This is a genomic window from Promicromonospora sp. MS192 (assembly GCF_049532985.1).
In the GTDB taxonomy this organism is placed as follows: Bacteria; Actinomycetota; Actinomycetes; order Actinomycetales; family Cellulomonadaceae; genus Promicromonospora.
The window spans coordinates 4,045,344-4,066,911 of record NZ_CP186693.1; the positions used below are offsets into that span (position 1 = coordinate 4,045,344).

General features: G+C 73.4%; 17 protein-coding genes. 8 read left to right on the forward strand and 9 right to left on the reverse strand.

Annotated elements, in window-relative coordinates; translation table 11 throughout:
• Positions 1-220 precede the first annotated feature (220 nt).
• Both ACO229_RS18130 and ACO229_RS18135 read right to left on the reverse strand, forming a co-directional pair.
• Positions 221-922, reverse strand: a complete 702-nt coding sequence (locus ACO229_RS18130; RefSeq protein WP_423462387.1) for a LuxR C-terminal-related transcriptional regulator — start codon at positions 920-922, stop codon at positions 221-223.
• Complete coding sequence (locus ACO229_RS18135; RefSeq protein WP_397410406.1) at positions 919-2,331, reverse strand: PspC domain-containing protein; 1,413 nt, start codon at positions 2,329-2,331, stop codon at positions 919-921. Before ACO229_RS18135 ends, ACO229_RS18130 begins: the two co-directional genes overlap by 4 nt.
• Before the next feature lie 137 nt (positions 2,332-2,468).
• On the opposite strand from ACO229_RS18135, the gene ACO229_RS18140 reads away from it, so the two are divergent.
• The 4 genes from ACO229_RS18140 (at position 2,469) to ACO229_RS18155 (ending at position 7,021) form a co-directional block, all read left to right on the forward strand.
• The gene (locus tag ACO229_RS18140) at positions 2,469-4,103 is read left to right on the forward strand and encodes a PspC domain-containing protein (RefSeq protein WP_423462388.1); all 1,635 of its coding nucleotides are present in this window, start codon (positions 2,469-2,471) and stop codon (positions 4,101-4,103) included.
• On the forward strand, positions 4,100-4,945 hold the full coding sequence (locus ACO229_RS18145) for a hypothetical protein (RefSeq protein ID WP_423462389.1): 846 nt from the start codon (positions 4,100-4,102) through the stop codon (positions 4,943-4,945). Before ACO229_RS18140 ends, ACO229_RS18145 begins: the two co-directional genes overlap by 4 nt.
• A 41-nt stretch (positions 4,946-4,986) precedes the next feature.
• Entirely contained in the window at positions 4,987-6,141 is a 1,155-nt protein-coding gene (locus ACO229_RS18150; RefSeq protein ID WP_423462390.1) for a glycosyltransferase family 4 protein, read from the forward strand.
• Between the two features lie 253 nt (positions 6,142-6,394).
• Positions 6,395-7,021: a prepilin peptidase gene (locus ACO229_RS18155; protein ID WP_423462391.1), complete on the forward strand. Its 627-nt coding sequence runs from the start codon at positions 6,395-6,397 to the stop codon at positions 7,019-7,021.
• 67 nt (positions 7,022-7,088) lie between these two features.
• Here the strand turns inward: ACO229_RS18155 and guaA are convergent, their stop codons facing one another.
• The 4 genes from guaA to ACO229_RS18175 all read right to left on the reverse strand — a co-directional run bounded on the left by guaA (position 7,089) and on the right by ACO229_RS18175 (position 11,610).
• Positions 7,089-8,687 carry a glutamine-hydrolyzing GMP synthase gene (gene guaA, locus ACO229_RS18160; RefSeq protein ID WP_423462392.1) on the reverse strand — a complete coding sequence of 533 codons (1,599 nt, stop codon included), beginning with the start codon at positions 8,685-8,687 and terminating at the stop codon, positions 7,089-7,091.
• Between the two features lie 73 nt (positions 8,688-8,760).
• Positions 8,761-9,909, reverse strand: a complete 1,149-nt coding sequence (gene dgoD, locus ACO229_RS18165) for a galactonate dehydratase (RefSeq protein ID WP_397431713.1) — start codon at positions 9,907-9,909, stop codon at positions 8,761-8,763.
• Positions 9,910-9,985: 76 nt separating this feature from the next.
• Entirely contained in the window at positions 9,986-10,597 is a 612-nt protein-coding gene (locus tag ACO229_RS18170; protein WP_423462393.1) for a 2-dehydro-3-deoxy-6-phosphogalactonate aldolase, read from the reverse strand.
• Positions 10,594-11,610 carry a 2-dehydro-3-deoxygalactonokinase gene (locus tag ACO229_RS18175; RefSeq protein WP_423462394.1) on the reverse strand — a complete coding sequence of 339 codons (1,017 nt, stop codon included), beginning with the start codon at positions 11,608-11,610 and terminating at the stop codon, positions 10,594-10,596. Before ACO229_RS18175 ends, ACO229_RS18170 begins: the two co-directional genes overlap by 4 nt.
• Positions 11,611-11,678: 68 nt before the next feature.
• Between ACO229_RS18175 and ACO229_RS18180 the strand changes: the two genes are divergently transcribed.
• A complete protein-coding gene (locus ACO229_RS18180) occupies positions 11,679-12,587 on the forward strand; it encodes an IclR family transcriptional regulator (protein WP_423462395.1) in 909 nt (302 codons plus the stop codon).
• A 61-nt stretch (positions 12,588-12,648) separates the two neighbouring features.
• Here ACO229_RS18180 and ACO229_RS18185 read toward each other — a convergent pair whose 3' ends face one another.
• Positions 12,649-14,394, reverse strand: a complete 1,746-nt coding sequence (locus ACO229_RS18185) for an ABC transporter ATP-binding protein (RefSeq protein WP_423462396.1) — start codon at positions 14,392-14,394, stop codon at positions 12,649-12,651.
• Complete coding sequence (locus ACO229_RS18190; RefSeq protein WP_423462397.1) at positions 14,391-16,244, reverse strand: ABC transporter ATP-binding protein; 1,854 nt, start codon at positions 16,242-16,244, stop codon at positions 14,391-14,393. The genes ACO229_RS18185 and ACO229_RS18190 overlap by 4 nt, the downstream gene beginning before the upstream one ends.
• 93 nt (positions 16,245-16,337) lie before the next feature.
• Here ACO229_RS18190 and ACO229_RS18195 point away from each other — a divergent pair, with 93 nt between their 5' ends.
• Both ACO229_RS18195 and ACO229_RS18200 read left to right on the forward strand, forming a co-directional pair.
• A complete protein-coding gene (locus ACO229_RS18195; RefSeq protein ID WP_397410382.1) occupies positions 16,338-16,745 on the forward strand; it encodes a DUF3817 domain-containing protein in 408 nt (135 codons plus the stop codon).
• 49 nt (positions 16,746-16,794) lie between these two features.
• Positions 16,795-17,961 (forward strand): MalY/PatB family protein, encoded by a 1,167-nt coding sequence (locus tag ACO229_RS18200; protein ID WP_423462398.1) that lies wholly within the window; start codon positions 16,795-16,797, stop codon positions 17,959-17,961.
• 12 nt (positions 17,962-17,973) lie between these two features.
• Here the strand turns inward: ACO229_RS18200 and ACO229_RS18205 are convergent, their stop codons facing one another.
• Positions 17,974-18,876: an SURF1 family protein gene (locus ACO229_RS18205; RefSeq protein ID WP_397431726.1), complete on the reverse strand. Its 903-nt coding sequence runs from the start codon at positions 18,874-18,876 to the stop codon at positions 17,974-17,976.
• Between the two features lie 186 nt (positions 18,877-19,062).
• On the opposite strand from ACO229_RS18205, the gene ACO229_RS18210 reads away from it, so the two are divergent.
• Positions 19,063-21,549, forward strand: a complete 2,487-nt coding sequence (locus ACO229_RS18210; RefSeq protein ID WP_423462399.1) for a phosphoketolase family protein — start codon at positions 19,063-19,065, stop codon at positions 21,547-21,549.
• Positions 21,550-21,568 lie beyond the last annotated feature (19 nt).

The following is a 21,568-nucleotide window of genomic DNA, read 5'->3' on the forward strand; positions in this document are numbered from 1 at the left end:
GCACCTGCCCCACGGGGGCACCGCAGCGTATCAATGCCTCCGACCAGTGTGAACGCACGGTTGTGTACTTCATCCCCTCCGGCAGCGCGACGTGTCGGGCGCCCGGTCGCTCGGGCACGGTGCGTCCCGTGGGTCGGGGTTCAGCTCGTCGTCGGGCCGCCCTGCGAGGCTCACACACGGGGTGAAGCGGGTGCAAGGAAAGTGCTTCACCCCCGCCGCGTCAGAGCAGCCGGCGCGCCACCGCCCAGCGGGTCAGCTCGTACCGCGACGAGAGCTGGAGCTTGCGCAGCACCGCGCTCACGTGGGTCTCGACCGTCTTGATCGAGATGAACAGCTCGCCGGCGACCTCGCGGTAGGAGTAACCGCGCGCGATGAGCCGCATGACCTCCTGCTCGCGCTTCGAGAGGCGGTCGAGCTCGTCGTCGGCCACGGCGATGTCGTTCGCGGACGCCCCGAACGCGTCCAGCACGAACCCGGCCAGGCGCGGCGAGAAGACGGCGTCGCCCCCGGCCACCTGCACCACCGCCGACGACAGGTCGGCCGGCGCGATGTTCTTCGTGACGTAGCCGCGCGCACCCGCCCGGATGACCGAGACGACGTCCTCGGCCGCGTCCGACACCGACAGCGCGAGGAACCGCACGCCCTCGGTCAGCAGCCCGGCGCACCGCTGCACCACCTCGGCGCCGCCGCCCCCGTTGCCGCCGGGCAGGTGCACGTCGAGCAGCACCACGGGCGGGCGGTGCTGGTGCACCTGCGCCACCGCGGAGTCGACGTCGAACGCCTCGCCCACCACCGTCACCCGGTCGTCCAGCGAGGCGCGCACGCCGGTGCGGAACAGGTGGTGGTCGTCCACGAGCACCACGGGCACCGGGATGGTCACGGAGCTCTGCGTGCTGCCCGACGGCGTCGCGGGGGTTGTCATCTCGTCGCACCTTCCACAGTGGCCGGCACGGCACCGGGGGCCGACGCCGCCCGTGCCCTGCCGTTCTTCTCGGTCTTCTTCTCGCCGTTCGCCGGCTTGTCCAGCGGCATCCGCAGCCGCACCTCGGTACCCCATCCTGGCCTGCTCACGACCTCGGCGGTGCCGCCGCGCCGACGCACGCGCCCGAGGATCGACTCCCGGACGCCGAACCGGTCCTGCGCGATCTCGTCCAGGTCGAACCCGTCGCCGCGGTCCCGGACGAACACCTCGGCCACCTCGTCCGTCACCTCCAGGTACACCGACACGGGCGGGGACCCGTGCTTGAAGGCGTTGAGCAGCGCCTCGCGGGTGGCCTGGAGCATCGCCGCCGTGGACTCGGTGGGCGGGCAGTCGCCCACCACCACGGTCTCCACGGTGAGCGGTGCCACGGCGTCCTCGATCTCGGCCACCAGCTCCTTGAGCTCGGCCGACACGGACGTGCCCGGCTCGCGGCGGTCGTCGTACAGCCAGCCGCGCAGCTCGCGCTCCTGGGCGCGCGCCATGCGGGACACGGCCTCGGGGTCCTTGGCCTGGGCCCGGATCAGGGCGAGGGTCTGCAGCACGGAGTCGTGCAGGTGGGCGGCGATGTCGGCGCGCTCGGCCTCCCGGGCGCGGGCGGCGCGCTCGTCGCCGAGCTGCCGCACCAGCCGGATCCACCACGGCACCGAGACCAGCACCAGGCCCGCGACCATCGCCACCGACGCGACGGTGGCCTGCATGAGCACGCTGACGGGCGTGTCCTGTCCCACGAGCATCAGCACGCCGAGCATGGTCAGCACCACGCCGCCGGCCAGCCGCAGCAGCGCCGTCCGCGAGCGCAGGAGCGACCCGGAGCCGCCCACCCACTTGTCGCGCTCGGTGGCGTCGATCTGGCTCCACGCGAGGGCCACGCCGCCGAGCCCGATGAGGGCGGGCAGCACCCAGGACGCGACCGGGTCCCAGCCCGCGCGGTACGCGACGAGCAGCGCGGCGCCGGAGAGCAGCACCACGCCGACCCAGATGTCGCGCGCGGCGAGCCGGGAGACGGGGCCAGAGAGGCGCATCCGGTCGGCGAGCGACGCGGTGGTGCGCTCCTGCGCGCCGGCGTCGGCGGAGGCGTCGGTGGTCAGGCGTGGGGCGAGCCGGCGGCGCTCGGTGGGCACGGCGTCGTCGGGCCGGGCGGGAACGCCGGCCGGGACGGTCACCCACCAGAAGACGTAGGCGACGACGCCGGCCCCCGCGAACCCGGTGAGCACCAGGAACGCGACCCGGACCAGCCAGACCGGCAGGCCTGTGTGCGCGGCCAGGCCCGCGGCCACGCCGGCCAGCCAGCGGCCGCTGTATCCCGGCCCGGCCTGGCCCGGCCTGCGGAGGGTCAGTCGTTGCTTCACCCCCCGATCGTCACACGTCCGTGGCCCCCTGAACACGCCTGAGCCTGGATCTCAGGGTGCCGCGCCGGAGGAACCAGGGTTGGTTCAGGGCCGGTCCCCGATGCCTCCGGGGGCGTCGAGGGACCAGCATGGACACCATGAGCACCGACGAGACGCGTCCCGAGGACGCCACGAGCGGGCCGGGCGGCCCGGCCGACGCGGGGTCGGCCGGGCCGGGCACCACGTACTCCGGCCCGGCTGCCGACCCCGCCGAACCGGCGTCCGACCAGAAGGCCGACGCCGCACCCGCCGCACCTCCCGCGCCCGGGCAGCAGCCCTACCCGGAGACCGGCTTCTTCGCGTCCATCCGCCGCGGCCTGTTCCCGCGCTCCGACCAGCGCTGGGTGGGCGGTGTCGCCGGCGGTGTCGCGGAGCGGATCGGCTGGGACCCGCTGGTGGTGCGCGGCGTGCTGATCATCAGCTTCTTCCTCGGCGGCCTCGGCCTCATCCTGTACGGCATCGCCTGGGCGCTTCTGCCCGAGCGGGACGGCCGCATCCACCTGCAGGAGGCGACGCGCGGCAACTTCGACGTGGCGATGCTCGGTTCGGTGGCCGTGTTCCTCGTCGGCATCGCGTGGGGCGGCCCGCTGGGCTGGTGGGACGACGGCGGCTTCGAGTGGCTGGCCGTCATGTTCTGGCTGGCGGTCTTCGGTGTCGCGCTGCCGCTGATCGTCCAGGGCGTGCAGCGGCGCCGCGACGCCCGCCGCACGGGCTTCGTCCCTGGCGCGCCGGTCCCGCCGGCACCGGGCGCACCGGTGCCGGGCGCACCAGCACCGGGCGCCCCGGCACCGGGCGCCCCGGAGGCGCCGACGGGCGGCACCCCGGCCCCGTACACGCCCGCCCCGCCGGTCGACTACCGGCGGTCCGAGGGCCTCATGTACGCGACCGGCGCCGGCCCCGCGCCCCGGCCGCAGCCGCAGTACCGGCCCGGCCGCACGCCGCAGCCGCCGCTCGTCCGCACCGCACCGCCGCCCGCCCGGGTCCGGCGCGGCCCGGGCGGTGGCGCCGTCGGCATCACCGTCGGCCTGATCCTGCTGGCCGGGGCCCTGCTCCTGGCCGCGGACCGGGTGGGTGCCGCGGGCTTCCTGGACGACGGCGCGGGCTTCGCCGCCGCCTGGCTGGGCATCTCGACGGTCGTGCTGGGCGTGGCGATCCTCGTCTCCGCGCTGCGCGGCCGCACGAGCGGCGTGCTCGGGTTCTTCGCGATCATCGCCCTGCTGTTCGGTCTCGCGTACCTGATGTTCTACGGCACCTCGGCCGCCTACTGGACCGACGAGGCGGTCTCGACCGGCCGCGAGGTCGAGGACATCATGACCAACCCGTCCAACCCGGATGCGGCCACCCTCACCGAGGGCACCGTGGTGGTGCAGACCCTGCGCGAGGCCGAGAACGGCTTCTACGTCCAGTGGGGCGACCCGGAGATCGACCTGTCCGAGCTCGACCTGTCCCGGGTCGAGCCGGGCGACCCCGTCGTCGTGCCGATCGAGCTGGGCGCGGGCCAGACCGTGGTGACGGTGCCCCAGGACGTGGCGGTCGAGGCGAACGCCTACGTCGCCGCAGGAAACGTCCGGTGGAACGTGGACGACCAGGACCGCGCCGCGAGCGGCGTCGGCTCCGACACGTACTTCGCGAGCGACGAGGTCGGTGACGACGGCGCGGTGCTCAGCCTCGACATCCGGGCCGGCGCCGGCGAAGTGATCGTCAGCGAGACCGAGGGAAGGAGCACGCGATGAGCGAGCACGCGCACGACGACCGCGCACACGACGACAAGGCCCGGGCCGAGGCCTCGACCGAGACGCCTCCCGAGACCCCCGACGAGACAGGCTCGGGGACACCCGGGGCCGACACGTCCCAGACAACCGGCCGGCCCGAGGGCCAGGACGCGAGCGACATCATGACCGATCTGACGCACGACACCACCAATCCCCCGGCCGGCGGCACCACCGGTTCCGCCGGGAGTCCCGCCGACCCGACCGAGGTGCTGCCCCCGGCAGCGGTCCTGGCCGGGACACCGACCCAGGTGACCCCGGCGTCGGCCACCCCGCCGACGCAGGAGATCGCGCAGGCGACCCACCGGATCCCCGAGGGCACCGCGCCCGAGGGGGAGGTGCACCCGGCCTACGGCATCGCCGCGGCCCGGGTGCAGGCCGAGTCGGGCGCCGTCCAGGACGCCCCGGTCCACGACGAGTCCGACCCGCTCGCCCCGCTGCGCGAGCCGGAGCCGCAGGGGCCGGGCCCGCAGACCGGTCCCGTGCCCGTGGGCGGGCAGCCCGTCCTGACGGGCTCCGCACCGACAGGCGCTGGTCCGGCCGGTCCGGGGCAGGCAGCTCCCGCACACGCGGGCGCCGCACAGACGGGTCAGCCCGGGCAGCCCGTGGCCCAGCCCGCCGTGCGGCGCGGTCCGCGCGTCGGGACGGCCGTCTGGGGACTGATCGTCATCGCGATCGGCCTGGGGATCCTCGCGGTCGCGGCGGGCGTGGTGTTCGACCTGGGCGTCGCCCTGATCGTGCTGCTGGGTGCGGCGGGCGTGATCCTGGTGGTCGGCTCGGTGGTGTCCAGCGTGCGGCGACGCTAGGCCACAGGCGCAGGTAGGCCCTCCGGTGCGAGGATGACGCCGTGCGCATCACCCACGTGTCGGACACCTACCTGCCCCTGCTCGGCGGCATCGAGGCGCAGGTGAGCCGCCTGGCCGGGCAGCAGGCGGCCGCGGGGCACCACGTCGAGGTCATCACGACGACCCCCGCCCGCCCCGGCGCCCACGGGGTCGGCACCACGGTCGAGGACGGCGTGACGGTGCACCGCATCGCTGCCCGGGTGCCGGGCGGCTGGCCGGTCCACCCCCGTTCCACCGCCCACGTGACCGAACGCCTCCGGGACTCGATCACGCGGGGCGAGCGGCCCGACGTCGTGCACCTGCACATGGGGGTGCTGGCCCCGACCGTGCAGGCCGCGCTGCGATCCGTGACCCGCCTCGACCTGCCCGCGGTGCTGACCGTGCACAGCGTGTGGGGCGCGGCGGCCCCGCTCTTCGCCACCGCCGACGCCATGACCCGATGGTCACGGTGGCCGGTACGGTGGACGGCGGTCAGCGAGCTGACGGCCCGGCCGCTGCGGGACGTCACCGGGACCGACGTCGCGATCCTGCCCAACGGCCTCGACCTGGACGCCTGGAGGGTGCCCCGGACCGAGCGCGACCGGCGGCCCGAGGGCCCGGCGGTGCACGTGGTGTCCGCCGCCCGGTTCGCGTCCCGCAAGCGGATGCTGCCGCTGCTCGCCGCGGTCGCCGACGCCGCGTCCCGGCTCCCGGACGGATCCCTCTTCGTGACCCTCGCCGGTGACGGCCCGGACCGCGCGGCCGCTCTGCGGTTCGTGGCGGAGCACGACCTGCGCGACATCGTCGCCCTGCCCGGACGCCTCACCGCCACCGAGCTCAAACGTCTCTACGCCCGGGCCGACGTCTTCGCCGCGCCCGCCGTCGCCGAGGCCTTCGGCCTCGCCGCCCTGGAGGCCCAGGCGGCGGGGCTCGCGGTGGTCACCCGCGCGGGTTCGGGGGTCGCCGAGCGTGTGACGGACGGCGCCACCGGGCTCGTCGTACCCGACGACGAGGCGCTGGCGGCGGCGATCGTCCTGCTCGCGGCGGAGCCCGGCCTGCTCGACGGCCTGCTGGCGCGGGCGGCGACCCCGCCGTCGGGCGTGACCTGGCCGGAGGTCCTGGCCGCGACGGAACGGACCTACGCCGAAGCGGCCGCGCTCCTGCCGTCCCGGAGCTGAGGGCAGGCCGCGCGCAGTCCGTCGGTGTGCGCCGCCGGGACCTGCCGGCGGCGCAGGGGGAAGGTGCCCCGCGCAGGCCTGTTGCTAGCAGTAGACAACGTCTACCCAGAGCAACAGGCCTCCGCGGGGCACCTTCCTCGGCGACCGGAGACGGGCCGGCGGAATCCTCCCTGACCGGGCCTTTCCGCGGTCGATCGATCTCCACGCTCACGAACGTGGTGCACGGGGCCCGGGGCGCCGATAGCCTCCCCGGGTGACCCCCAGCGACCCGGCAGCGACGAGCCCCGCCCAGCCCTTCGTCGTCCGCCAGTACGAACGTGCCCGGGCCGAGGTGGCCCCGTTCGCGCGGGGCATCGCCGTCGCCGTCGTGCCGGCGGCCGCGTGGGCCGTCTGGGCGAGCGGACACGGCTGGCTCACCCCCGCGTACCTGGTGCTCGGCGTGGTGGGCGCCGCGCTCGGCGTGATCGACGCCCGCACGCACCGGCTGCCGAACGCGCTGGTCTTCCCGCTCACGTGGGCGACGGCGGCGCTGCTCGCCGTGGCCGCCGCCGGCACGGGAGCCTGGGGGTCGCTGGGCCGGGCGGTGCTCGGCGGACTGGCCTTCTTCGCCCTGTACCAGGTGCTCTACCTCGTGGCCCCGCGCGGCGGGATCGGGTACGGCGACGTCAAGCTCACCATGAGCCTGGGCGCGGTCCTGGCCTGGCACTCGTGGACGACGCTCGTCGTCGGCGTCTTCGCCGCCCACGTGCTGGCCGGGGTGGTGGCGGTCGTGCTCCTGCTCGGCCGGCGAGCCGGCTGGAAGACGGGCATCGCGTTCGGGCCGTACATGCTGATCGGCACCGTCGTCGGGCTGAGCTGGGCCCGCCTCGTGGGCTGGTGACGGCTGCCGGGGGCATGCCGGGACGACCGCGGCCCCGCACCCGGACCGGGTACGGGGCCGCGGGACGTCACTCCCACTCGATGGTGCCCGGCGGCTTGCTCGTCACGTCGAGCACCACGCGGTTGACCTCACGCACCTCGTTGGTGATGCGGGTCGAGATGGTCGACAGCACGTCGTAGGGCAGGCGCGTCCAGTCGGCCGTCATCGCGTCCTCGGACGAGACCGGGCGCAGCACGATCGGGTGGCCGTAGGTGCGGCCGTCGCCCTGGACACCGACGCTGCGGACGTCCGCGAGCAGCACGACCGGGCACTGCCAGATCTCGTTGTCCAGGCCGGCCTTGGTCAGCTCCTCGCGGGCGATCGCGTCGGCGCGGCGCAGGATCTCCAGGCGCTCGGCCGTGATCTCGCCGACGATCCGGATGCCCAGGCCGGGGCCGGGGAACGGCTGGCGGGACACGATCTCCTCGGGCACGCCGAGCTCACGGCCCACGGCGCGGACCTCGTCCTTGAACAGGGTGCGCAGCGGCTCGACCAGCTCGAAGTTCAGGTCGTCCGGCAGGCCGCCCACGTTGTGGTGGCTCTTGATGTTGGCCGCGCCCTCGCCGCCGCCGGACTCGACGACGTCCGGGTACAGCGTGCCCTGCACGAGGAACTTGACCTCCTCGCCGTGCGCACCGGCCTCGGCGACGATGTCCCGCTGCGCGTCCTCGAACACGCGGATGAACTCGCGGCCGATGATCTTGCGCTTGGTCTCCGGGTCGCTGACGCCGGCCAGCGCCGTCAGGAACCGTTCCTTCTCGTCGCGGACCACGAGCTTCACGCCGGTGGAGGCGACGAAGTCGTTCTCGATCTGCTCGACCTCGCCGGCCCGCATCAGGCCGTGGTCGACGTGCACGCAGGTGAGCTGGTCGCCCACGGCGCGCTGCACGAGCGCGGCCGCGACCGCGGAGTCCACGCCGCCGGACAGCGCGCAGATGACGCGGGCGTCGCCGATCTGCGCCTTGATGGCGGCCACCTGGTCGGCGATGACGTTGTCCGGGGTCCAGTCGGGCGCCAGGCCGGCGCCCTCGTAGAGGAAGTGCTCCAGCACCGTCTGGCCGTGCGCGGAGTGCTTCACCTCGGGGTGCCACTGCACGCCGTACAGGCGGCGGCGGGTGTCCTCGAAGGCGGCGACGGGCGAGCCCTCGGAGGTGGCGAGCACCTCGAAGCCGACGGGCGCCTTGTGCACGGCGTCGCCGTGGCTCATCCACGCGGTCTGGTGCTCGGGGGTGTCGGCGAGCAGCACACCGGCAGAGCACACCTCGACCTCCGTGCCGCCGAACTCGCTCAGCCCGGTCTGCGCCACCTCGCCGCCGAGCGCCTGCGCCATGGCCTGGAACCCGTAGCAGATGCCCATGACCGGAACGCCGGCCTCGAACAGCTTGGGGTCCACGAACGGGGCGCCGGCCGCGTACACGGAGGACGGGCCGCCGGAGAGGATGATGGCCGCCGGGTCCTTGGCGAGCATCTGCTCGACCGTGAACGTGTGCGGCACGATCTCCGAGTACACCCGGGCCTCGCGTACGCGGCGCGCGATGAGCTGGGCGTACTGCGCGCCGAAGTCGACGACGATGACCGGGCGGGGGGTCTGGGGCTGAGCCTCGGGAGCGGTGGCGGGTGACGTCACGGGCCAAGTCTAAGTGCCCCGCGGCCCTCGGGCGCTCCGCACCCGTGTAACGTGCCGCACCTGCCGGGCATGCTCACCACTCCGCGAACGAGCCGTCCGCGTGCCGCCACACCGGGTTGCGCCAGCGGTGCCCCTCGGCGGCGCGCTCGCGCACGTAGTCCTCGTTCACCTCGATGCCGAGGCCGGGGCCCCGGGGGATGCTCACGTAGCCGTCCTCGTAGTCGAAGACCGTGGGGTCGGCGAGGTAGTCGAGCAGGTCGTTCGAGGTGTTGTAGTGGATGCCCAGGCTCTGCTCCTGGATCACCGCGTTGTAGGCGACGGCGTCGAGCTGCAGGCAGGAGGCCAGCGCGATCGGGCCGAGCGGGCAGTGCGGCGCGACGGCGATGTCGTACGCCTCGGCCATCGCCGCGATCTTGCGGACCTCGGTGATGCCGCCGGCGTGCGAGAGGTCGGGCTGGACCACGTCGACCACGCCCGACGTGATGACGTCCTTGAAGTCCCACCGGGAGTACAACCGCTCGCCGAGCGCGATCGGCGTGGCCGAGGCGCGCAGCACGTCGGCCACGCCGTCGACATGCTCCGACAGCACCGGCTCCTCCACGAACATCAGGTGGTAGGGCGCCAGCGCGTCGAGCAGCACCCGGGCCATGGGCCGGTGCACGCGGCCGTGGAAGTCGACGCCGATGCCGACGTCGGGCCCGACCGCCTCGCGGACGGCGGCCACGTTGGCGACGACCCGCTCCACCTTGTCCCGCGTGTCGAGGTACTGCAGCTCCTCGGGTCCGTTCATCTTCACGGCGGAGAACCCCCGGTCGACGGCCTCCTTGGCCTGCGCCGCGGTCTCGGCCGGCCGGTCGCCGCCGATCCAGGAGTAGACCTTGATGCGGTCGCGCACCCGTCCGCCGAGCAGGTCGTGCACCGGCGCCCCGAGGGCCTTGCCCGTGATGTCCCAGAGCGCCTGGTCGATCCCGGCCAGGGCGCTCATGTGGATGCCGCCGCCGCGGTAGAACCCGGAGCGGTACAGCACGGTCCAGTGCTCCTCGATGCGGCGCGGATCCTTGCCGATCAGGTAGTCGGACAGCTCCTCGACGGCGGCCGCGACGCTGGCGGCGCGCCCTTCGAGCGTGGGCTCGCCCCAGCCGACGATGCCGGTGTCGGTCTCGATCCGGAGGAAGAGCCACCGGGGCGGGACGGCGTACGTGGTCATCGAGACGATCTTCATGCTGCTGCTCCGTTCAACGATTCCGATCCGGGCCGCCCGTCGGTGGGCTCCTCCGCCGGCACCGGATCTCGGGGCGTCACCGGGGTCCCGGCCAGAGGGCGGTCAGGGTCGCGGCGCGGTGGGCCACGGTGTCCGGGGTGTCGCCCGGGCGGTAGAGAGCCGTGCCGATCCCGGCGCCCGCCGCGCCGGCGCGGGCCCACTCGGCGAGGTTCCCCGCGTCGACGCCGCCCACGGGCACGAGACCCGTGCCCGGGGGCAGCACGCTCGCCCACGCGCGCATCCCGCTCACGCCGATCGTCGAGCCCGGGAAGAGCTTGACGGCGCGCGCGCCGGCGTCGAGCGCGACGAACGCCTCGGTGGGGGTCGCGGCACCGGGATAGCTCTCCAGGCCGAGCCGCACCGTCTCGACGACGACGTCGGCCCGTGTGTTCGGCGAGACGATGAGGGACGCCCCGGCGTCGGCGGCCCGGCGGACGTCGTCCGGCGTGAGCACGGTGCCCGCGCCGACGCGGCGGTCGGACGGCCCGGCGGCACGGATGCGGCGGATCGACTCCAGCGGGTCCGGCGAGTTGTACGGCACCTCGACGGCGTCGAACCCGGCCTGGAACACCGCCTCGGCGATGTCGACCGCCTCCGCGGGGGTCACGCCGCGCAGGATGGCCACGAGGCCGGCGGAGGGATAGGTCATGGGGCGGGCTCCTCGGTGGCGGGCGGGGCGGGTGTGGGCGACGGCGCGGACCGGGCGGGCACCAGCCCCGCGTCGGCGGCCACCCGCCACAGCCCGCGGACGGCGGCGCCCTCCGGCACGACCCGGACGGACGCACCGCCCCGTTCGAGCGCGGCGCGATAACGGTCGGTGGTCGACGGCGGCCCGCACAGGGCGACCACGCCGTCCGGCGTCGTGCGCAGCCCGTGCCGCACCTCGGTCCCGATGAGCAGGCCGGAGACGTAGTCGGCGACGTGCCCGGGTTCGAGCAGCCCGGCGAGCACGTGCGTGCGGGCCGTGAACAGCAGGGCGGGCAGTCCGCGCTCGTCGCCGAGCGCGGACTCGGTCTCCAGCCCGCGCAGGAAGGCCTCGGTCACCTCTGGCCCCGGCGCGCCGGTGGCCAACCGCGCCAGGATGCTGTCCCGCAGCAGCAGCCCGTAGAGCTCGCCGGTCATCGCGGTGGTGAACCCGGTGACGCGGGCGCCGTCGAGCCGCACCCACTTCGAGTGCGTGCCGGGCAGCAGCACGGTGGCCGGCCCGTCCTGCCCCGTGAGGGCGCCCACGAGCTGCACCTCCTCACCGCGCATGACGTCGGGGTCGGCGCCGGTCGCCCGCAGCCCGGGGACGATGTGCACGACCGACTCACCGGCCGGTACCACCGTCAGCAGCCCCGCGAGCTCACCGAGCTCCGCCGGGACGTCGAGGTATCCGGCCTCTGCCCAGCCGTGGTTCGAGCCCGCCATCCCCGCGCACAGCACCGGCACACCCGGGTGCCCCGCGAGCCAGGGACGGCACTGCCTGCCGAAGACGTCGGCGAACGCGACCGCCCGGGCCGCCGAGGTACCCGCGCGCTCCGAGACGGTCAGCACGCCGTCGTCGGACCGGACGCGGTCGAGGACCGTGCCCGCACTGTCCAGGAGCCACGCACGGAACGTGGTGGTGCCCCAGTCGAGGGCGATGAGTGCGGCGTCGGGCTCCCCTGCGTCGTCAGCCATGCCTGGACGGTAAGCGGGTGGACCGATTGATGGAACCGTTTCCCTATTATCGGGATACGGTGTGCCGCATGACCGCGACGCCACAGCGCCACGAGCCGCCCGGAGACGCCGGGGCCGCCGGGGCCGCCGGGCATGCTGCCGGGACTGCCGGGCGCGGCACCGTTCCCGCAGGGACCACCGTCCCGGGGCGCGCCGACGCCGTCGTGCCTCCCCCGGGCACGCAGACGCTCGCCCGAGGTATCGCCGTCGTGAACGCCGTGGCGCGGGGCCGCAGCCGGCTGCGCGACATCGCCGAGGCCACCGGGGTCGGGCGGAGCACCACGCACCGCCTGCTCCAGCTCCTGCTGGCCACCGGCTACCTCCGCCAGCACGACGACGGCGCGTACGCGCTCGGTCCGGCCCTCATCGAGCTGGGCTATCAGGCGCTCCAGGAGAACCCCGTCACGGAGGTGGCCGCGCCGGTGCTGCGCACCCTGGCCGAGCGGGTGCACGACACCGTCCACCTCGCCATCGAGGACCGCGGGCAGGTGCTGTACCTCGACAAGATCCCGGGCACGCGCGGCGCGGTGATGCGTTCGCAGATCGGGCACCGGATGCCGTTGACCCGAACAGGCATCGGCAAGGCCCTGCTCCTGGACGGCCCCGCGCGCTGGCACGACCAGTTCGTCGCCGAGCGGCCGGCCGGCGCGGGGGACGAACCGGCGCGCGACGTCCTGACTCCCGAGGCATTCGTGCAGGTCATGGAGGCTTCGGCGGCCCGAGGGGTCACGTTCGACCTGGAGGAGAACGAGCCGGGCATCCTCTGCGTCGCGGCACCTGTGCGGGACATCTCCGGCTCGATCGTCGCCGCGATCAGCGTGGCGGCGACCCGCCCCTACATGCCGCCGGAACGCCTGGAGACCCTGGCCCCGATCGTGCGCGACGCGGCGTCCCGCATCTCGTCGGCCCTGGGCCGGCACCCCGAGCAACCGCGTTGAGTGCGGGACGTTCGCCCTCCTCAAGCGTTCAAGAGGGCGAACATCCCGCACTCACAACGGGCTACTCGTGCTGCCAGCTGTGCCAGAGGCTCGCGTAGTCGCCGCCCGCCGCGACCAGCTCGTCGTGCGGGCCGATCTCGGTGATCCGGCCCCCGTCGAGCACCGCGACGCGGTCGGCGTCGTGCGCCGTGTGGAGCCGGTGCGCGATGGCCACGACGGTGCGCCCCTCGAGCACCGCGTTGAGCGAGCGCTCCAGGTGCCGGGCCGCGCGCGGGTCGAGCAGCGACGTCGCCTCGTCGAGCACGAGCGTGTGCGGGTCGAGCAGCACGAGCCGGGCGAGGGCGATCTGCTGCGCCTGGGCCGGGGTGAGCTTGTGGCCGCCCGACCCGACCTCGGTGGCGAGACCCTCGTCGAGCGCCTCCACCCAGCCGTGCGCGTCGACGGCGCGCAGCGCGTCCATCAGCTCCTCGTCGTCGGCGTCGATCTTGGCCAGGCGCAGGTTCTCCGCCAGCGACCCCACGAACACGTGGTGCTCCTGGGTCACGAGCGCCACGTGCTTGCGCAGGTCCTCCAGGGGCAGGTCCACGAGCGGGACGCCGCCGACCCGCACCGTGCCGCCGGTGGGCGGGTGGATGCCGGCCAGCATGCGGCCCAGGGTGGACTTGCCGGAACCCGACGGTCCGACGACCGCCAGCCGCTCCCCCACCCGCAGGTCGAGGTCGATGCCGTGCAGCACGTCGGTGCCCTCGCGGTACGCGTAGCGCACACCCTGGCCGCGGACCTGCTCGTCGACGGGCACCGCGGTCCCGGCGCTGCGGTCCGTCGGCACGAGCCGCACCCCGATGATGCGGGACAGCGACGTGGCCGCCACCTGGATCTCGTCCAGCCAGAAGATGAGCTCCCAGACCGGCCCCTGGAGCTGGTAGGTGTACATCACGATGGTCGCGACCATGCCGATGGTCACCGTGCCCTCGGACGCGAGGAACCCGCCCCACACGAGCACCGAGACGGGCGCGATCATGAACGCGAAGTCCACACCGGGGAACAGCACCGTGCGCAGGTTGAGCGTGCCGCGCTCGGCCTGGAACGCCTCGTGGAGGTCGTCGTCGCCACGTGCCGTGCGTCGCCGGCCGATGCGCAGCGCGTCGATGGTGCGCGCCCCCTCGACGGACTCGGTGACGGTGCCGTCGAGCCGGGCGTAGGCCGCGGACTCCCGCTGGTAGGCGGGCGTGGCCCGCTTCAGGTACCAGCGGGCGACGGCGACGAGCACCGGCACGCCGACGAACATGCCCAGCGCCACCAGCGGCGACACGAACAGGCTGACCACGGACGTCAGCACGAGCGTGACCACGGCGATCACCAGGCGGGGCACGCCGAAGCGCACCGCGTTCTGGATCCGGCTGACGTCGCGGGTGGTGCGGGCGATGAGGTCGCCGGTGCCTGCCGTCTCCACCGTGGACAGCGGCAGGGAGGTGACCGTCTCGACGAACTCCTCGCGCATGTCGGCGAACACGGTCTCGCCGAACACCATGGCCCGGCGCTGCGCGAACCGGGTGATCAGGGCCTGCACCACGATCGCGCCGACCGCGACCAGCACCAGGTTCCGCGCCACCTCGAGCGTGGTACCCCTGGTCACGGCGTCGACGAGCTTGCCCAGCACGAACGGGCCGACCAGCCCGGCCATGGCGGCCACCGTGTTCGCCACGGTGATGATCACCAGCGGTCCCTTGTGCCGGCCGAGGAGCTGGCGCGTGTACTGCCAGGTCTCGGTGGCGTCGGCGATCGGCAGGATCTTTCCCGTGCTCATGCCGTGCCTCCTTCCTGTGCGTTCACGCCCAGCAGCTCGTCGAGCTCCTGGTCCAGAGCCGTACCCTCGTCGTCCTCCGCCAGCGAGCGGCCCACCACCCGCCGGTAGCGGGCGGCCTCGCGCCCACCGGGAGCGTTCGTGGGCAGGTCGAGCAGCTCGCGGTGCGTCCCGCGCGTGGCGACGCGGCCGGCGTCGAGGAAGATCACCTCGTCCACGTGATCGAGCACGAGCGGGCTGGCCGTGACGATCAGCGTGGTGCGGCCGCGGCGCCAGCCGGTGAGGCGCTGGGCGATGCGCGCCTCGGTGTGGGCGTCGACCGCGGAGGTGGGCTCGACGAGCACCAGGATCTCCGGGTCGGTGAGCAACGCCCGCGCCAGGGCCACCCGTTGCCGCTGGCCGCCCGACAGCGAGCGCCCCTTCTCCGGGATCTCGCCCTCGATGCCGTCGGGCAGCGAGTCCAGCACGTCGTGCGCGTCGGCGATGTGCAGGGCGCGCAGCAGCGACTCCCGGTCGGCGCCGTCGCGCACGTCGAGCTCGCCCGCGAGGCGGCCGGAGAACAGCGCCGGGGTCGCGTCCGCCACCACGATCCGTTCGCGCAGCGCGTGCTTGTCGAGGTCGCCCAGCCGGACCCCGCCGAGCGTCACGGGGGTCTCGGCCTCCGCCTCGTCGTCGAACCGGCCCATCCGGACGGCGACCCGCGCGGACTCGTCCGGGTCGGCGCTGACGAGCGCCACGACCCGGCCCGGTTCGAGGGTCACACCGGTCGTGTCGTCCACCAGGGGGACCCCGGCCGGCGGCATGTCGGCCGTCGAGCCGGCGGCACCGGTGGCCGGGACCACCTGCAGCACCTTGACCACCTTGCCCGCCGCGACGTGCGCCTTGGTGACGACGTTGACGGACTGCACGAGCAGGTGCACCGGCCAGGACAGGAACGACGCGTACCCGTAGAACGCGACGAGCTGGCCCGTGGTGATCCGCCCCGCGATGGCCTCGGCCGCTCCGAGGTACACCACGAGGGCGATGAAGAGCCCCGGCAGCAGGATCTGGAGGGCGTCGAGGATCGACTGCGTGCCCGCGACGTCGACGCCCGCCTGCCGGACCTTCTGCGACTGCACGCGGTACCGGCCGGTGAACACCTTCTCGCCCCCGATGCCGCGCAGGATGCGCAGGCCGGAGACGGTGTCCGCGCCGAGCGTGGTGAGCCGCCCCTGGGCGTCGCGCTGGTTCTTCTGGTGCTTCTGCAGCGGCTTGACCAGCAGCGCGAGGATGGCCGCGACCACCGGCAGGCCGAGCGCGATGACGAGGCCCAGCGTGAGCGACTGGGTGAGCATCAGCACCACCACGATGCCGTAGGTGGCGAGGCTGCCCAGGGTCTGGGCGGCGATGGCGAACACCTCGCCGATCCGCATGGTGTCGTTGGCGACCGACGAGACCACCTCACCGGTCGGCAGCTCCTTGGTGATGTTGTGGCCCGACCGTGCGACGGTGCGGGTCACGAGCTGTGACGTGCGGAAGGCGGCGTGCATCCAGGCCGTGATGTCCCACCGGTGCCCGATGGCGTTGGACGCGATCCAGACGAGACCGACGCCGAGCATGACGGCCGCCCACGTCCAGGTGGTCCGGCTCAGCCCCGAGCCGGTGGCGCTGTCGATGATCCGGCCCAGCAGGAACGGCTGGAACGCGCTGCACGTGAACGAGAGCACGCCGAAGAACACGGCGACGAGCAGCACCCGCGCCTGCTTGCGCGCGAGCCACAGGAGCAGGGTGATCGGCCCGCGCAGCGGCGGGGTGCCGGGATCGGCAAAGGGGAGGGAGCGCACGACCAACACCGTACGGACGACCACTGACATTGATCCACGCTTTATCCACAGCCCTGCCGCGCGGTCCGGGAACGGCCGGGGACGGTCCCGGACCGCTCCGGAAAAGGCATATCCTCGATTGCTGTGAGTACCCCGCAGACCGCTCCCGAGATCTCCGCCGAGGCGGCCGCCACCGCGATCCGCAAGGCCCGCGGCGCCATGTCCCGCTACCGCTTCATGGCGCTGGTCACCGGTGTCATGCTCCTGATCCTCTGCGTCGAGCTGGGCATCAAGTACGGCCTGGGCGCGGTGACCGACGTCGACGGCGTCATGCCGTTCATCGCCTGGGTGCCCTTCGCGCACGGCTGGATCTACGTGGTGTACCTGGTCACGGTCGCCGACCTGTGGTCGAAGATGCGCTGGGGCTTCGGTCGCCTGGTGACGATGGTGATCGCCGGCGTCGTCCCCGTGATGTCGTTCGTGCTGGAGAAGAAGATCCACGGCGAGGCCGAGGCGAAGCTCGCCGCGCTCGAGGCGCGCTACCTGTCCTGAGGGCCGGGCACCCCCGCGGTGCGCCGCGGTCCCCTGGTTCAATGCGAGCGTGAACGCGCACGCCTTCGACTCCATCACCGCAGACCGGCTCCGCGAGAACGGCAGCCTCAAGTGGACCGCCTTTCCCGGCACCATCGGGGCCTGGGTCGCCGAGGCGGACTTCCCGGTCGCTCCCCCGATCAGCGCCGCGCTGCACGACGCCGTGGACCGCGGCCTGCTGGGCTATCTTCCCCCGGCACTCGTCACCGGCGTGCGCGAGGCGTACGCGTCCTTCGCGGCCGACCGTTACTCGTGGGTGGTGGACCCAGCCCGGGTGCGCCCCGCGTCCGACGTGCTGACGGCGCTGGAGCACACCATCCGGCACTTCTCGCGGGCGGGGTCGCCGGTCATCGTGCCGACGCCGTCGTACATGCCGTTCCACACCCTGCCGCGCGAGCTGGGCCGGGAGATCATCCAGGTGCCGATGGCGCGCGACGCCGCGGGCCGCTACACCTACGACCTGGACGCGCTGGACGGGGCGTTCGCCGCGGGCGGGCACCTGCTGATCCTGTGCAACCCGCACAACCCGATCGGCCGGGTCCTGGAGCCCGCGGAGATGCTGGCCGTCGCCGAGGTCGTCGACCGCCACGGCGGCCGGGTGTTCTCCGACGAGATCCACGCCCCGCTGGTCCATCCGGGCCGCCGGCACGTGCCGTACGCGTCGCTCGACGAGACGACGGCGGGCCACACCCTCACGGCCACCTCCGCGTCCAAGGCGTGGAACCTGCCCGGCCTCAAGTGCGCGCAGGTCGTGCTGTCGAACGACGCGGACGTGAAGCTGTGGGACGAGGTGGGCGAGCGCATCGAGGAGGGCGCGTCCACGCTGGGCATGCTGGCCAACCAGGTCGCCTACACCGAGGGCCGCGACTGGCTGGACGACGTGGTCGCCTACGTGCAGGGCAACGTGACCCGGCTGGGCGAGCTGCTCGAGGGGTCGGGGATCGGCTACCGGGCGCCCGAGGGCACCTACCTGGCCTGGCTGGACTGCCGCGACCTCGACCTGCCGGGCGGGCCGGGCAGCGCCGCGACGTTCTTCCGGGAGCAGGCCGGCGTCACGCTGGTCGACGGCGCGGACTGCGGCGCGGCGGGCCGCGGCTTCGTGCGGTTCAACGCCGGGCTCCCGCGACCGCTCCTCGAGGAGGCCGCCACCCGCATGCGGGCGGTGCTGGACCGCTGACGCTCCGGGCGGTCACGCCGCCGGCAGCCCCGCGATGCCCGTGCCGGCGTCGGTGGGCTCGCCGCCGCGGCGTCCGCCCGCCATCTCGTCGCGCACCAGCCGGATCCACAGCAGCACGGCGAACCCGCCGAACAGCCACCACTGCAGGGCGTAGAAGATGTTCTGCAGGTTCGCGCCCGAGCCGCCGTCGATGGTCGGGCGCGGGAGCGCGGCGACGCCCCCGTCCTGCGGCGAGCCGGGGCCCTCGGTCGCGACGAGGTAGCCCGTGTAGATGGGCCCGCCCCACTCGTTGACGAGCGCGCTGAGGGCGATGTGCTCGGTCCGGCCGTCCACCACGGCGGCGCTGCCCGCCGTCGACTCGCCCATCTGCAGCCAGCCCGTCAGCGTGGTCTCGCCCTCGGGCAGGACGAGGGCCGCGGCGTCGGCGGGCGTCTCGACCCAGCCCTGGACCACGGCGAGCACCGGGGCGCCGGACAGGTCGGCCCAGGACGCTCCGCCGGTCCCGTCGTCGGTCACCCGGAACGGGGTCAGCACGAGGTAGCCCGTGCGGCCCTCCAGGGCACGGCCGGGAACCAGCAGCGAACCGTCCGGCTCGAACTCGCCCGCCACCCGCACCTCGCGTCCCACGAGCTCGCCCGAGAAGCTCTCCTGGGGGGCCAGCACGTCGCCGAGCCAGGCCGGCCCGGCGGCGACGGCCTCGGCCGCCTCCTGCTGCGCGGCGAGCTCGGCACGCTCGTACGCGCGGTCGAGCTGCCAGGCACCCAGCCGCCCGCAGACCAGCGCGGCCAGCACGAACACGAGCAGCAGCCCGATCATGCGGGGCTGCCGGGCCACCTGGAGGAAGGTGCGGCGCTCGGCGACCACGTCGGCGTCGATCACCCTCGGCTCGGGTGTGCTGGGGGCACTGACAGGCATACCCTCAACGGTAACCGCCGCCGGCACGTACCAGGTACAGATCGGCCCCCTGACCTCTCCGTCTCAAGCGTCACACGGCGCCCCTCTCGCATGTGGGCCCATTCTGCGTTCGAATGAACAGGCAGGCGCTGAACAGGCAGCCACCTGGTACAGATCCCAGGCACCTCGTAGGTAGGAGCGTGAGCGATGACGACCACCGCAGCCCCCGACACGGCCACCGGATGGCGCGCCACCGGTGTCCACGAGCTGGAGCCCGCCGAGCTGAACCGCCTCGACGCCTGGTGGCGGGCGGCGAACTATCTCTCGGTCGGCCAGATCTACCTTCTCGACAACCCACTGCTGCGCGAACCCCTGACGGCGGACCACGTCAAGCCGCGCCTGCTCGGCCACTGGGGCACCACGCCGGGCCTGAACTTCCTGTACGCGCACCTGAACCGCGCCATCAAGGAGCGGCAGCAGCAGACCGTCTACGTCACGGGTCCCGGGCACGGCGGACCGGGCCTGGTGGCCTCGGCCTACCTGGACGGCACCTACTCCGAGGTCTACAGCGACATCACGCAGGACACGGAGGGCGTCCGACGCCTGTTCCGGCAGTTCTCGTTCCCGGGCGGCATCCCCAGCCACGTCGCGCCCGAGACGCCGGGGTCGATCCACGAGGGCGGCGAGCTCGGCTACGCCCTGAGCCACGCGTACGGTGCGGCCTTCGACAACCCGGACCTCCTGGTCGCGGCGGTGGTGGGCGACGGCGAGGCCGAGACGGGCCCGCTGGCCACCTCCTGGCACTCGAACAAGTTCCTCAACCCCGCGCAGGACGGCGTCGTGCTGCCGATCCTGCACCTCAACGGCTACAAGATCGCCAACCCGACGGTCCTGGCGCGCATCCCGCAGGAGGAGCTGCACGACCTCATGGTCGGCTACGGGCACAAGCCCTACTTCTTCGACGGCGGTTACGACCAGGAGGAGTCGCCGCTCGACGTGCACCGCCGGTTCGCGACCCTGCTCGACGAGGTGCTCGACGAGATCGCCGCGATCAAGGAACGCGCGCGGCAGGGCGACGTCAGCCGCCCCACCTGGCCCATGATCGTGTTCCGTACCCCCAAGGGCTGGAGCGGCCCGGCGGAGATCGACGGCAAGAAGACGACGGGCTCGTGGCGCGCGCACCAGGTGCCGCTCGCGAACGCCCGGGACACCCCGGAGCACCTCCAGGTGCTGGAGACCTGGCTGCGGTCCTACCGGCCCGAGGAGCTGTTCGACGACGACGGCCGCGTGCTGCCCGAGATCGGTGCGCTGGCGCCCGACGGCATCCTGCGGATGAGCGCCAACCCGCACGCGAACGGCGGCCTGCTGCTCAAGGACCTCCGGCTGCCGGACTTCCGCGACTACGCCGTGGACGTGCCGACGCCCGGCGGGTCGAAGGCCGAGGCGCCGCGCGTGCTGGGCCAGTGGCTCACCGACGTCATCCGGCTCAACCCGGACAACTTCCGGATCTTCGGCCCGGACGAGACGGCGTCGAACCGGCTCCAGGCCGTGTACGACGTGACGGACAAGCAGTGGAACGCCGAGTACATCGGCCCCGAGGTGGACGAGCACATGGCCCGCGCGGGCCGCGTCATGGAGATGCTGAGCGAGCACCAGGTGCAGGGCTGGCTGGAGGGCTACCTGCTGACCGGCCGGCACGGGCTCCTGACCAGCTACGAGGCCTTCATCCACATCGTCGACTCGATGTTCAACCAGCACGCCAAGTGGCTCAAGGTCACCAACGACATCCCGTGGCGGCGGCCCATCGCCTCGCTGAACTACCTGCTGTCCAGCCACGTGTGGCGGCAGGACCACAACGGGTTCAGCCACCAGGACCCCGGGTTCATCGACCACGTCGTGAACAAGAAGGCGGAGATCGTGCGGGTCTACCTCCCGCCGGACGCCAACACGCTGCTGTCCACCTACGACCACTGCCTGCGCAGCCGGCAGTACGTCAACGTGGTGGTGGCGGGCAAGCAGCCCGCACCCAACTTCCTGGACATGCCCACCGCAGTCGAGCACTGCACGCGCGGGCTCGGCATCTGGGAGTGGGCGGGCAGCGAGGTCGAGGGCGAGAAGCCCGACGTCGTCCTCGGCTGCGCGGGCGACGTGCCCACGCTGGAGGTGCTCGCCGCGGCCGACATCCTGCGCCGCGAGCTGCCGGACCTCAAGGTGCGCGTGGTCAACGTCGTGGACCTCATGCGGCTGCAGGACGCCAAGGAGCACCCGCACGGGCTGACCGACTCGGAGTTCGACGGCCTGTTCACCACCGACCGGCCGATCATCTTCGCGTACCACGGCTATCCGTGGCTCATCCACCGCCTCACGTACCGCCGCACGGGCCACCCCAACATCCACGTGCGCGGCTACAAGGAGGAGGGCACCACGACCACGCCGTTCGACATGGTCATGCTCAACGACCTGGACCGGTACCACCTGGTGATCGATGTCATCGACCGCGTGCCGTCGCTCGGCAGCGCCCACGCCGGTCTGCGCCAGCGCATGCAGGACGCGCGGCTTCGTGCGCGTGCGTGGACCCGCGAGCACGGCGACGACATCCCGGAGGTGCGCGACTGGGTGTGGCCGGACGCGCAGGACCAGTCCGACAACGGGCAGGTAGACGCTACGCTCGGCACCGGTGGAGACAACGAGTAGCAGCAAATCCCACGAAGTG